Origin of the sequence: Acinetobacter sp. AOR43_HL (assembly GCF_027854635.1) — a bacterium.
Classification (GTDB): Bacteria; Pseudomonadota; Gammaproteobacteria; order Pseudomonadales; family Moraxellaceae; genus Acinetobacter; species Acinetobacter pittii.
Window position 1 is genome coordinate 215,382 of the sequence record NZ_JAKTHX010000002.1, and the last position, 13,306, is coordinate 228,687.

The window sequence follows — 13,306 nt, forward strand, 5'->3', positions numbered from 1 at the left end:
CATGCGAATGCTTCATACAATGTTGCGAGTAGGCAATTTAGAACAATCTTTAAAGTTCTATACCGAAGTATTAGGGATGAAGTTACTTCGTAAGCGTGATTATGAAGAAGGGCGCTTTACACTAGCATTTGTTGGCTATGGCGATGAAGAAACCAATACCGTGCTTGAGCTTACCCATAACTGGGATACATCAAGTTATGATTTAGGCAATGCCTATGGCCACATTGCCATTGGTGTTGATGATGCCTACAAAGCGTGTGAAGAAATTAAAGCACGTGGTGGCAAAGTTGTGCGTGAAGCGGGGCCAATGAAAGGTGGTGTTACTGTTATCGCATTTGTTGAAGATCCAGACGGCTATAAAGTCGAATTGATTCAACAAGATGCTAATGCGACAAATAACTAAAAATTGACTGTGATGCTTTAAGAATTAGTTCTTAAAAGCCTAGCTTTATTTTTTTAGCCCAGTATGATGAACGCTTGACCAAATGGTCAATTTATCAACTGGGTTTTTTATTTATCTAGAATAATCATAGGATATGGCTATGCTGAAGTTATTGGCGCTTGATCGATTTACAGTTTTGTTAGTTGGAATGGTACTACTAGCAACATTTTTTCCAGTCAGTGGTCAAGCAGCTCAATATTTCAATACACTGACCACAGTCGCGATTGCAATCTTATTCTTTTTGCATGGTGCGAAACTATCACGTGAGGCTGTGATTGAAGGTATTTTGCATTGGAAAATGCATGTACTTGTCTTTGCATTTACTTTCTTTATTTTCCCTGTAATTGGTCTGTTGGCTAAGCCAATTTTATTACCTCTGTTAGGTCAACAGCTGTACTGGGGTTTTTTATTTATGTGCTTTTTACCCTCTACAGTTCAATCCTCTATTGCATTTACGTCGGTTGCAAAAGGGAACGTGGCGGGAGCGGTCTGCAGTGCATCTTTTTCAAACTTGATTGGTATGTTTATTACACCAGTATTGGTGAGCTTTTTCATTTTAGGCCAAAGCCAACATGGATTTGACCCGACGACTTCAATTATACAAATTACATTATTATTGTTAGTGCCATTTATTTTAGGTCAATTATTACGTCCTTATATTTTCCCTTATATGGCAAAAGTTCCGAGTATTGTTAAAGCATTCGATCAAGGCTCGATTTTGATGGTGGTGTATGGCGCATTTAGTGGAGCAGTAGTTGCAGGACTTTGGCATCAAGTAAGTTGGAAAACTTTACTCATTCTAACAATTGCGTGTTCAGTACTTTTAACAATTATTATGCTATTAGCACTTTACCTACCGCGTGCTTTAGGTTTTAACCGAGCAGATCAAGTCACGGTTTTCTTTTGTAGCTCTAAAAAGACCTTGGCAAGTGGTGTTCCGATGGCGCAAATCTTATTTATTGGCCAACCATTAGGCATGATCGTTTTGCCTATTATGATCTTTCACCAAATCCAATTAATGGTGTGTGGCGTAATTGCAAATTACTGGGCTAAATCGAAAGATTAATTCGCAAAAGAAAATTATTTGACGTATAATGTTGCCCACTTGTTGTGCTTAGCTCTAACCCTAGAGGTTTCGGTGGGCCAAAAGAATGGTCTGTTGTGGTGTTGATCTGCTCATTTTGAGCCTGTCCTCAACTTAAGTTGAGAGTGATCAATTGCGATGACAGCTTAAGCCTTTCTTCCAATTAGGAGTAATCGACGATGCGCGCCGATATTCACCCAAAATATGAAAAATTAGTTGCAACTTGTTCTTGCGGTAACGTAATCGAAACTCGTTCTGCTTTAGGTAAAGAAACTATCTACCTTGACGTATGTTCAGCTTGCCACCCATTCTACACTGGTAAGCAAAAGAATGTAGACACTGGTGGTCGTATCGACAAATTCAAACAACGTTTTGCTGGTATGTCTCGCTCTATCAAGCGTTAATACTGCAACACGAAACAAAAAACGGGCTTTATGCCCGTTTTTTGTTTTTCAGTACAAGACCATTATTGGTCTTGTACGTCTGTTAATCGATCAAGTTTTTTCTGGAAATAGCGACCTTGCAAGAAACGCGTTTCCACATTCCATGCATTAGCAAATAAGTTCATATCATCTAGATCACTCAGTAAAATCCCTACAGGTTTTACAGTCAAATAGTTCAAAACCTTTTCTTGTAAGCGTGTTAGACCATCATCTGAGTTTAATAGGTCAGTTTTCTTCGATTGCAGTTTTAAATATTGAACGTCTAGTTGTTGCAATATTGATTCGCTATACATAGAGGAGCTGAAATCCCGAATCGAAATTTCTGCGCCGTGTTGACGCAGGCGAGCTATGTGTTGCTGGGCAATTGCAAGATGAGGCTGAATTGCCTGTTCTGAAAATTGTAAAACCAGTGGGCTTTCAAGCTTACTGCCAATAATGGTGAGTAGTTTTGAAATCAGCTCAGGGAAGGATTTATCTTTGAGCAAGATATCAATATTCAGGTTAATAATCAGTTTGGCTTTAGGGTACTGAGTAATAAAGTTATGTAGTTGCTTACATGCCTCAACCAAAATCCAGCGATCTAATTGAATAGAAAGCTCACTGTCTTCTCTTAATTCAGCCAAGTCATTTATGTCATACCATTGTTCATCGCTGATAAAACCGCTAGTCACCTCATAGTTATGGGTTTCTTGATCGTGTTTATCGTAGATCTGCTGATATTTTAAATGAATTTCACTTCGAGCTAACTGCTGCTTTAATTGCTGCAATAACGAAGATTGCAAAGGAGCATCGACTTGCTCAAGGCTTAGATCAAGCGATATAGAAGATTTAACAGGTTCGGGAGCGATAATATCGATGGTTGGTGCCAACTCAATTTCTGCCTGCGCCTTAGGTAACTCTTGCTGACTTGTTTGAGCAAGTAAGCTTGAAAAGCTATCTTCATTTAAAGGTTCAGTAATTGGGGCATAGCTCAGCTTAAATTGGATCGAGTAATTAAGCTCATTAATCTTTAATAAATGCTCTTTTTGCAAACTTTGCAGACTAGTCAGTTGGGAGTTAAGGACTGTGCTGTTTTCAGCTTGTAAAATGCCAACATATGCACCAAGTTCAATATTAAAAATCGGCATTTGCGCGTGTTCTTTTAAGAAACTGTGCAGCTGATTAAAATATTGGGCAGGAGTTTGCCAATCTTGTTGAAATACTCGCTCTGGGCACTGATTTAATTTAAATAAAATTAATGTGTTGGCTTGAGCAGGGTAGGTCGATAGTTGTCGATTAATTTGTTGCCAAGGTGCTTGCACACCATAATTCTTTTCTGAAAAAAGTGTATTTGCAGGTGTTTTTAAATCCAGTTGGTAGTCAATGGTTAACTGTACGGCATCTTCTTCCTGACTAGGAATAAACTCTAGTTTTAGAGCATTGTTACCTGCGATTGCTGCATGTTGACTCTGGATTTCAAAACGGGCCTGATCAAATTGGCCTAATGAAATTTTCTTAAATCTTTGTTTAAAAACATTTAAATCATCAGGTTGTAAAACATCTAAAATCGGTAGACCAATAATCTCGTCTTCTTGTTTAAACCCAAAAAGGTTGAGGTATTCTGTATTTGCCTTAACATGCATCCCTTCTTGAAAAAGGGCAACTGCTTTATGGCTATTGTTGACCAATGTTTGTGTATGGGAGTGAATCGTTTCTAACTCATTGGTCAGGCGTTGTTCGGTTTGTAATAAGTGGCTATAAGACAAGGTCCGAAGAAGAGTGATATAAAAATAATCTAATGGTTCTAATGGAACTACATCATAAATGCCTTTTTGAATATAAGCCTGATATTGCTGAGGTTGATAATCGTCAGGTTGTAATAATAAAACAGGTAAATTTGGCTGTTCAGATGCTTGAATGAGGGAGAGAGTTTGTTCAATTTTTAGGTCATAAGCACGACCAAAAATAATAGCATCCCACGGCGTATTTAACTGTTTTTCAAAACTTTTTAAATCATCAAGTAATAATGCCTGAACTTGATAATCATTCCCCAATAATAAATTTAAAATCTGGTTATAACGTAGCTGGTTGTCATCAATAATGAGTAAACGTGTTTCAGTACGTTTTAACTTTTTAGATAATAAAGAGTTTCTCACTTTAGTGCTTCCCATAAATCTTGAGTGCTAGAGTTATTACCCTTTTTCATCATGAACTGATCAAGCAGACCTTGTTGCTGCTCATTCAAAAGCTCGAAATGAAATTGAATAAAACTTTGCGTAATGAGTTGTGCTTTGAGTAGATACACTTTGATTTCTTCTGTCCCCAATCGTAAATGAATTGTTTGTTGCTCTCTAAAAATTTGAGAGCCCGGTAAAATAAGCGTATTTTGTATTTCTTCTAGATTTTGTGTTTGTAGTAATAGTGCGGGATGATAATTGCGAGTATGGCGCTCAGCTTGAATATGCACTGAACAAGGGAACATGGCTTGCGACAAAATCTCTAAACCTAACTCTAGGGATTTTTCTGTCGATTGTTTAATCCAGCGAATTACACCGCCACGCCATTGTCCATGCAAAGTTTCTTTAACTAAAATGTATTCACCAGTTCTTAAGTTCTTTGGTGCTTCGCCAGACCATTTAATACGATATCCATTAACACTAATATCGAGAACGGTGGTTTGATAAATGGTTTTACTTTCACGACTTAAGCGTTGATAAGAGCTGGTTTGTTGTTCTTTTTTCTCTAAGTTGGATAAAACTTTAGACTCGCTTTGTAAGTTATAGTTATGGTTAAGCTGTAGCGTTTCTTCAAAGTTTTTTGCTTTTGATAGATAGAAATGGGCAGTGCTTAAACCAAAACAAATTTGGAGCTCTGCATTGTACTCATAACGTTCATGACGACGTTGAGCCGTGGTTCCTAAAATCGTTTGAACATGAAATTTTAAAGCTGGGCTTAAATAAAACTTTTCATTCTTAGAAATATATTGAGCATTTTTATGCATGGTTGCAGTGACATGCTCAAGTAAAGCTTGCGTACCGATGAAGATGCTTGGGTTAAAGTTAGAGCTACGCTTTGTATTATAAACAGGTGGATGATCTTTATTTGGATCGACCACATATTTCGTTAAAGCGGTATCTTTTGGCAAAATATGAATCATTCTTGCCCAGTCAAAACTACATTGAAATAATGCCTGAATTTCTGACTGACGAATCTGGTTCGTATTTAAAATATCCAGCAAAATCAACTGAGCATAAGCTTGTGTAATATTCGCTAAAGGGTGCTGTATGCCCTGAATATGATTGATATTGATGAGATGGTATTTGTGCTGAACTGCGGTTTCATAGAGCTGATGCGCTATTAACCATTGACCTTTAAGAGGCTCGCTATAAAGCATGTGCTGCTGATAAAGGAGACTCGTTAATTGTTGTAGCGCATGAAACGTCGATAAAGTACGCGCCGTTTGCAGATTCTTTTTTTGTTTATAGGCAAAGATTGAAAACTTTTGATGCTGGAGTTGCTCATGACTATTTTGCGCAATATTTAAATAAATACTGGCGAAATAGCAGCGGAGCAACATTGCTAATTCAATAATGTGCTCATTACGATCTGTACTAATCACGCCTTGGTTAAAGAAGTTTTTCTCTAGGCTGGCGAGTACATTGTTAATAGTCGGATGAAGCGTTTGTATAAGGTCGAAACGTAAGGTTTCACTACATTTTAATTCATTGAGCTCTAAAATAGCTGTGAATAATGCTTTTGACGTATCACCGAGTTGCATAATAGAAAGGGTAGTGACCCATTCATTAAGATCTTTAATATTGGCTTCACAAAAGCTTAACCGTTCACGAGAGAGTTCGGTTTGATTGTGAAAAATGTCCGACAGCGCATTATTCATCATCACTTATTATATAACTCAAAAAGTTGTAGCCCCAAAAAGCGGTGTTTTATTCTTTTCGCCCGCAATTTCCCTGACGAGTTTAGGAACCAAATACCCCGGTAGGTTCGCTAACACGTCACGATAGATATCATCTATCTCGGATGATTCTAAATCAAAATGTTGTGCACCTTTTACTTTATCTAAAACATGTAAGTAATAAGGCATAACGCGAGCTTCAAATAAACGATAACTTAAATCAATTAACGTCTGTGCAGAGTCATTGACACCCTTAAGCAATACTGCCTGATTTAGTACAGTAATGTGATGGTCAGATAACTGCAACAATTTTGAACAAGTAAAGTCATCGAGTTCAGAAGCATGGTTTGAGTGTACCACCAGAACTATACGCAGCCTACTGTTTTTTAATAAAGAAATCAGCTCTTCGTCGATCCGGTTTGGAATAACAATTGGGACTCGTGAGTGAATTCTCAGAATCTGGATTTGTTTGAGAGATGATAGGCGTTCTAACCAAAGTGCTAATTTACGGTTAGAAAGCGTAAGCGGGTCACCACCACTCAAAATGATCTCGTTAATGTTTGGATTTGCTTCAATATAGTTTTTAATATTTAGCCAATCTTCATTTTTTGGCAAATTTTCTTGATAGGGGAAATGACGACGGAAGCAATAACGGCAATGAACGGCACAAGCACCAGTCAAGGTTAATAAAAAACGCGATTTATATTTATGTAATACACCTGGTAATTGATTTGCTGCTTCTTCGCCTAATGGGTCAGTAACGAATTCAGGATGTTCTTCGAGTTCTAAATGATGAGGTAATACTTGTAGCAAAAGCGGGTCAAGCGGGTTTTTAGCGTTCATTTTTCCGACGAACGCACGAGGAACACGCAATTTAAACTTTTCAGAAGCCAGAATCGCACCCGATAATAGCTGTTCTGAGGATAACTCGAGTAGGCTTAGCAATTCCGAAGGATCAGTAATAAGGTCACTCAGTTGAGATTGCCAGTTTTGCTCTTGGTATAAATAGTTTATCATTTGACACGATTAAGATAATGCAACAACGCATTATATCGCATAGTTGACTTGTTAAGTTTGGAGTGTGCCTTTCATGGCCTATTATTCTACAAATGATTTCAAAGCAGGCCTTAAGGTTATGCTTGATGGTAACCCATGTTCAATCATGGAAAACGAATATGTAAAACCAGGTAAAGGTCAAGCGTTCAACCGTGTAAAATTACGTAACCTTAAAACCGGTAAAGTATTAGAAAAAACTTTCAAATCAGGTGACTCTTTAGAAGCAGCTGACATCGTTGAAGTTGAAATGGAATACCTATACAACGATGGTGAAATGTGGAACTTCATGGATCCTGTATCTTTTGAGCAAATCGCGGCAGACAAAATTGCAATGGGCGATGCTGCTAAATGGTTAAAAGACGATTCAAATGAAAAATGTACAATTATGTTGTTCAACGGCGTACCTTTAACAGTAAGCCCACCGAACTTTGTTGTATTGAAAATTGTTGAAACTGATCCGGGCGTACGTGGTGATACATCTGGCGGCGGCGGTAAACCAGCTAAGCTTGAAACAGGTGCGGTTGTTCGTGTTCCGTTATTTGTTCAGCAAGAAGAAAGCGTTCGTGTAGATACTCGTACTGGCGATTATTTAGAGCGTGCATAATAGTTAAAAAATACACTATTATCGAAGGGATGATGTAAATCATCCCTTTTTTTATGCGAAAGTATAAGAGGAAAAAAGAAAAAGGAGGAGTAGAGTCACAGGGATTAAGAGAAACAGTACATAACAATATAAAAATGCTGTAGTTATTTATTGAGAGGTTAAGAATGGACACAATGCAAGCGAAATCTACGCTTCCCTCCAAGCTGGTCTGGAGCCTAGTGGCAATAATAGGTGCAATTTCTTTTGGGATGCTGGCACTCAGTCGTGGTGAACATGTCAATGCGGTTTGGCTTGTACTTGCTGCAGCATGTGTATATAGCATCGCATATCGATTTTATAGTCTATTTATTGCAACTAAAGTATTTGAATTAAACCCAAGACGTTTAACCCCAGCACATCGTTTAGCCGATGGTCTGGATTATGTTCCCACCAATAAATATGTGCTTTTCGGTCACCACTTTGCTGCAATTGCAGGAGCGGGGCCATTAGTCGGACCAATTTTGGCTGCACAAATGGGCTTTTTACCAGGAACGATCTGGTTATTGGTCGGTGTGGTTCTGGCGGGTGCGGTACAAGACTTTTTAGTTTTATTTATTTCAACACGTCGAGACGGTCGCTCACTTGGTGAAATGGCAAAACAAGAACTCGGTTCTTTTGCCGGTATTGTGGTCATGCTTGGTGCGCTTGGGGTAATGATTATTATCCTTGCGGTACTGGCATTAGTTGTGGTGAAAGCACTTGCACATAGTCCTTGGGGTGTTTTCAGTATTGCAGCGACGATTCCAATTGCATTGTTTATGGGCGTTTACATGCGTTTTATTCGCCCGGGACGTATTGCCGAAGTTTCTATTATCGGCTTCGTTTTAATGATGCTTGCCATTGTTTATGGTGGACAGGTTGCAGCAGATCCTTACTGGGGTGAATTTTTCACTTTAACAGGAACACAGCTGACATGGTGCTTAATCATTTATGGATTTATCGCATCAGTTTTACCAGTCTGGTTATTGTTAGCACCACGTGATTATCTATCAACCTTCCTTAAAATTGGTGTCATTCTCGGCTTGGCCGTTGGTATTGTGATTGCATTACCTGAATTGAAAATGCCGGCAGTGACTCATTTTATTGACGGTACTGGTCCAGTATTCTCTGGTAGTTTATTTCCATTCCTATTTATTACTATTGCCTGTGGTGCCATTTCTGGTTTCCATGCGCTTGTATCAAGTGGTACAACACCAAAACTTGTTGATAACGAAGCTGACATTCGTGTGATTGGCTACGGCGGCATGCTCATGGAATCTTTCGTCGGTATTATGGCGATGATCTGTGCAACTGTCTTAGACCCGGGTGTGTACTTTGCAATTAATGCGCCTGCGGCTGTACTCGGTACAACTGTAGAATCTGCGGCAGAAGCTGTGCGTAATTTAGGCTTTGTCGTTACGCCTGAAATGCTAACAGTGTTGGCTCAAGAAGTAGGTGAAAGCTCGATTCTTTCACGTACAGGTGGTGCGCCTACCTTTGCGATTGGTATGGCACATATCATTTCTGAAATTTTTAACAGCCGCCAAATGATGGCATTCTGGTACCACTTTGCTATTTTATTTGAAGCATTATTCATTTTAACTGCTGTCGATGCGGGTACTCGTGCTTGTCGCTTTATGGTGCAAGACACTGTGGGTATTGTTATTCCTGCGGTTAAATCTTCAAGCTCATTCTTTGGTAATTTGCTGGGTACTGCTGTTGCGGTAGGTGGATGGGGCTTCTTCGTCTATCAAGGTGTGATTGATCCGTTAGGTGGTGTCAATTCACTCTGGCCTTTATTTGGTGTGGGTAACCAGATGTTGGCTTCAATGGCACTCATTTTGGGTACAGTTATTCTGTTTAAAATGAAAAAAGAAAAATATGTATGGGTAACGATTTTCCCAACAATTTTCTTGTTCATTACCTGTATGACTGCGGGCTGGCAAAAGATTTTCCACGAAAATCCAAAGATTGGTTTCTTAGCGCAAGCGAATAGATTTTCAGATGCGATTGCGCGTGGTGAAATTCTTAAACCAGCAAAGACACTTGAAGAAATGCAGACGATTGTGATGTCAAATCAAATCAACGCTGCGCTTTGTGGCTTCTTCATGATCGTTGCAATTGTGATGGTGATTGCTGCAATTGGTATTGTGCGCCGTGCGTTAGCAAGCCCGACAGCAACTGCTCATGAAGCACCAGCTGTATATGCTGATCCGAAAGTGGTCACCCCACGAGGAGAGTAATGATGAATTTTAAATTTGCAAAAAATGGAACTGTCATTATTGCGAAAATCATCAAAATGACAGTGCTCTCGCAAAAAGAGCTATTACTTTCTCCAAAGAACTGGTCGCGCATTGCAACCTTGTGGCAGCGTTTGCAGCAAAGCTTTCGACTCATGGTTGGGGTTCCAGACTATCAAACTTATCTGGAGCATATGAAGGCTCATCATCCTGATTTAACTCCAATGGATGCGACGACTTTCTACCGTCATTGTGTTGATTCGAGATATCCATCGGCAGGTGGTAATTTAAAGAAATGCCCTTGTTAAGTTGAGATTAATAGTCAGCTAAAGAAACGGTATGTGGTTAAACCATGTACCGTTTTTCTTTTTTGGAAAATGAAAAAGAGTTTGCTTAAAGTCTGCTCATTTGTATTTTTTTCGATGGCAAATCACTTGTTTTGCTTTTGAAAAATGAATATTATGCTTTCCATTCTAGGTGTATAGCTCAGTTGGTTAGAGCGCTACGTTGACATCGTAGAGGTCTCCAGTTCGAGTCTGGATATACCTACCAAGATTTAAAGTCATATAAACTCGAATAGTTTTACATGACTTAAAAAGCCCTAATTATAATAGTTTAGGGCTTTTTTTATTGGTCTTCTAAATTAATTTCAGTTTCTATACTCGCCTAAAAGAGAAATTTCATTTCTTAAAAGGCTGAAGCAGTTTGGAGCTTTATTTAATACCGAATGTTTTAGATAACGATAAATTCTTTATTAATAATTAAAACTAGCGAAGTGCCTTCTATTTGAGGTACCTCTAGGATCTATATTTATGCAAAAAAAACTTCCAATACCAGATAACTTACCAAATCATTTAACGGACATTTTTTATCATATCAATATAAATTTGCCTAAAGGTGATTTAAAAGAAACTGTAGAGCTGGATAAAGCAATAAATCAAGTTAACGCAAGTGATGTATATGCTTTACAGGATTATCCTCTGCATAATTTATCTGAATATGCGGGTTGGGCTCTTAACTCAGAAACAACTCAATTTGCAAGTAAAGATAGCCCTTTATTAATTACTCATTGGTACTATTGGGGACAACAGCTTTATAGATCTATTAATCCGTATAAATTAGATCTAAAAACTCCAAGTTTGTTAGAAATTCCTGCCTATACAAAATTACTAGAGTCTTTAGATTCAGTGATTGCTGAACAAGATGAAAGATTAGATCTTTCTGATACGGATGCTAAAAAGATTACTGGTTCTATTCCTGCCATGCATGGTGTTATCCCCAAAGGCAGTATATTTAAACAAGGCGATGTAATTCTAAAAAAAGATGAGAAACTGACTCCTGAAAAATTAATTGTTTTAAGACGAGCAGGAATCAAAGAATTATCTATATATAAAAATCCCAGAATCCTCATTGTAAGTATGCATTCCTTTGATAAAGAAGAAATGAGTGAGGAAAGTCTGTATGTTAAAGATGTCTTGAAAACATGGGGCTACGAACAGGTAGAAATCAAATCACTCAAACCTGAACGTTTTGATGCTGCATTTAATAATCTTAAAAAAGATAATGACCCAGCTTTAGATGACTCATTAACGACGAGCAGGGACGATTATATAAAATTCTTTGAAGAACAAACTTCAAACTTTGATGTCATTATTTGCTGCACATATCAAAATAATCGTTCTTCTTTATTCCAGCTTGAAAAACTTCCAATCTTTGATCAAAGCAGCATGTCATCAGCCTTGAATACACGTTGTATGCCAGCTAATGAAATTAAAATTCTTAAAGGACAAGATAGGACTCCACCTAGTCGTGAGACTGTGCAGATATATGATGAAAGCGGTAATCATAAAGGTATGCGTGTAGTCGTTACAGAAGACAAAGCGACTATTATTAATTTACCGGGTGACATCCAAGATATTGCGATTCTAATGCATGCTTTTGTGAAATATATTTTGAATAAGCACATCTCAGACTTTTTTGATCATGCTTACTTTAAAGGTAAAACTGACATAGAGATTGTTCCTGATGTGACAAATAGAAAGTTGTTATGGGGGCACTATAAGCCTCAAGAAAATGGGGAATATGTATTAGAAATTATTGAGCAACAACAGTCATATCAGATAGAGCCATTTATTAAAGCGAATTGTATTGTGATAGTACCTTTTCAAGAGCAGACAATTGCAAAAGGCACTGATTTATATTTTATGAAAATAGGTTAAGTCTAATTTCTATTTATAATTTAATTGAGCGGTGTAACCTTTAAACTTGTTAAAAGGTTACAACCTATAAAGTTATAGCTGCCAAAACCCCCACCTTTATAAACCCCACTTTAACAATCACTTATCCATTATTTATCCTTACTTTTTAATGATCTAATTTAAAGCAAATGTCATTTTGTGTGCTTGACTGCTAAAGGGCAGAGCACTATCCTTTGCCTGCTGGCCACATTGCCAGCCGGCTTTGACAGGCTGAATATTATCTCCCGCATCAGAGTTATTTCTTCTGAGGAATAGTCTTGTGTGGTAGCTACTCGTCCCTTTCCCGTAGCGGTAGGACGGGAGAGGGACACCCTCGGGTGTGCTAGTTTGAGATAATACTAGTCTGTCAACCTTCTTCCGTTCTGCCACCATAATTCTATAAATGTTTGGCAGAACTCCCAATAAAAAGGAGTTGGCTTTGCATATTTATAATTTCTTGGCAGCCTTTGCCAAAAGCTATAACGACACAACTTAAAAATTTAAAGCAGCTTGATGACCTTAGGGTTTTCAGGCTTTAAGTCATTACGGCTCAAAAAACTTGCATTAACTATAAAACTTGAGATGTGCCAAGCACAGTCTTTATGGCTTTGCTATGCCTTTTTTTCTCCCAAAAAATTATCTCGTTTAGAAACAACAAGAATTTATAACGGTAAAAATATGCCAAATTTAGTTCTCTCAACACGTGCGATCCAAATCATTAATACATCGATTCATTTGTTTCACCATCACGGATTTCACACAGTGGGCATCGACCGAATCGTGAAAGAGTCTCACACTCCAAAAGCAACTTTTTATAACTACTTTCATTCTAAAGAGCGATTTATAGAAATCTGTCTGATCGTGCAAAAAGAACGCTTAAAAGAAAAAGTAGTCTCAATTGTTGAGTACGATCAAAGTACAAACGGGAAGGATAAACTTAAGAAACTTTATTTCTTACATAGCGATGTAGAAGGGCCATACTATTTATTATTTAAAGCAATTTTTGAAACGAAACTCACCTATCCAAAAGCCTATATCACCGCAGTGAGGTATAGAACGTGGCTCATCAATGAAATTTATAGTCAGCTTAGAATATTCAGAAATGATGCAACCTTTCAGGATGCCAAATTATTTTTATATATGATTGAAGGTGCAATTATTCAGCTTTTAAGCTCGGATGCGACAATCCAACGGGAAAGAGTGCTGGATTGTTTTTTGGCGGGGTTGGTTTGTGGCTAATGAAAACCAATATTTTTAATTTAACTGCATCAACCCCAATGATGCAGTTAA

11 protein-coding genes and 1 tRNA gene are annotated in these 13,306 nt (G+C 38.0%); 9 read left to right on the plus strand and 3 right to left on the minus strand.

The window, feature by feature from the left end; genetic code table 11:
• Position 1 precedes the first annotated feature (1 nt).
• From gloA to rpmE, 3 genes are all read left to right on the plus strand, one after another.
• A complete protein-coding gene (gloA, locus tag MKL33_RS01025; RefSeq protein WP_005067992.1) occupies positions 2 to 403 on the plus strand; it encodes a lactoylglutathione lyase in 402 nt (133 codons plus the stop codon).
• 133 nt (positions 404 to 536) lie between these two features.
• Positions 537 to 1,508, plus strand: coding sequence for a bile acid:sodium symporter family protein (locus MKL33_RS01030; RefSeq protein ID WP_270906304.1), 972 nt, complete (start codon positions 537 to 539; stop codon positions 1,506 to 1,508).
• Between the two features lie 197 nt (positions 1,509 to 1,705).
• Positions 1,706 to 1,930, plus strand: a complete 225-nt coding sequence (gene rpmE / locus MKL33_RS01035; RefSeq protein ID WP_001200845.1) for a 50S ribosomal protein L31 — start codon at positions 1,706 to 1,708, stop codon at positions 1,928 to 1,930.
• 62 nt (positions 1,931 to 1,992) lie between these two features.
• On the opposite strand, the gene MKL33_RS01040 is transcribed toward rpmE, so the two are convergent.
• From MKL33_RS01040 to epmB, 3 genes are read right to left on the minus strand one after another with little or no spacing between them, the layout of a single operon-like run.
• The gene (locus MKL33_RS01040; RefSeq protein ID WP_270906305.1) at positions 1,993 to 4,104 is read right to left on the minus strand and encodes an EAL domain-containing protein; all 2,112 of its coding nucleotides are present in this window, start codon (positions 4,102 to 4,104) and stop codon (positions 1,993 to 1,995) included.
• Positions 4,101 to 5,846, minus strand: coding sequence for a hypothetical protein (locus tag MKL33_RS01045; RefSeq protein WP_005073306.1), 1,746 nt, complete (start codon positions 5,844 to 5,846; stop codon positions 4,101 to 4,103). Before MKL33_RS01045 ends, MKL33_RS01040 begins: the two co-directional genes overlap by 4 nt.
• 15 nt (positions 5,847 to 5,861) lie before the next feature.
• On the minus strand, positions 5,862 to 6,878 hold the full coding sequence (gene epmB, locus MKL33_RS01050; protein ID WP_068557441.1) for an EF-P beta-lysylation protein EpmB: 1,017 nt from the start codon (positions 6,876 to 6,878) through the stop codon (positions 5,862 to 5,864).
• Positions 6,879 to 6,951: 73 nt separating this feature from the next.
• On the opposite strand from epmB, the gene efp reads away from it, so the two are divergent.
• The 6 genes from efp (at position 6,952) to MKL33_RS01085 (ending at position 13,255) form a co-directional block, all read left to right on the plus strand.
• Positions 6,952 to 7,521, plus strand: coding sequence for an elongation factor P (efp, locus tag MKL33_RS01055; protein WP_002118666.1), 570 nt, complete (start codon positions 6,952 to 6,954; stop codon positions 7,519 to 7,521).
• Positions 7,522 to 7,685: 164 nt separating this feature from the next.
• Positions 7,686 to 9,782 (plus strand): carbon starvation CstA family protein, encoded by a 2,097-nt coding sequence (locus MKL33_RS01060; RefSeq protein ID WP_270906306.1) that lies wholly within the window; start codon positions 7,686 to 7,688, stop codon positions 9,780 to 9,782.
• On the plus strand, positions 9,782 to 10,087 hold the full coding sequence (locus MKL33_RS01065; RefSeq protein WP_000980869.1) for a YbdD/YjiX family protein: 306 nt from the start codon (positions 9,782 to 9,784) through the stop codon (positions 10,085 to 10,087). The genes MKL33_RS01060 and MKL33_RS01065 overlap by 1 nt, the downstream gene beginning before the upstream one ends.
• Before the next feature lie 167 nt (positions 10,088 to 10,254).
• Positions 10,255 to 10,331 (plus strand) — tRNA-Val (locus MKL33_RS01070).
• 260 nt (positions 10,332 to 10,591) lie between these two features.
• Entirely contained in the window at positions 10,592 to 11,998 is a 1,407-nt protein-coding gene (locus MKL33_RS01075; RefSeq protein WP_270906307.1) for a molybdenum cofactor biosysnthesis protein MoeA, read from the plus strand.
• 696 nt (positions 11,999 to 12,694) lie between these two features.
• Complete coding sequence (locus tag MKL33_RS01085; RefSeq protein ID WP_270906308.1) at positions 12,695 to 13,255, plus strand: TetR/AcrR family transcriptional regulator; 561 nt, start codon at positions 12,695 to 12,697, stop codon at positions 13,253 to 13,255.
• Positions 13,256 to 13,306: the final 51 nt, after the last annotated feature.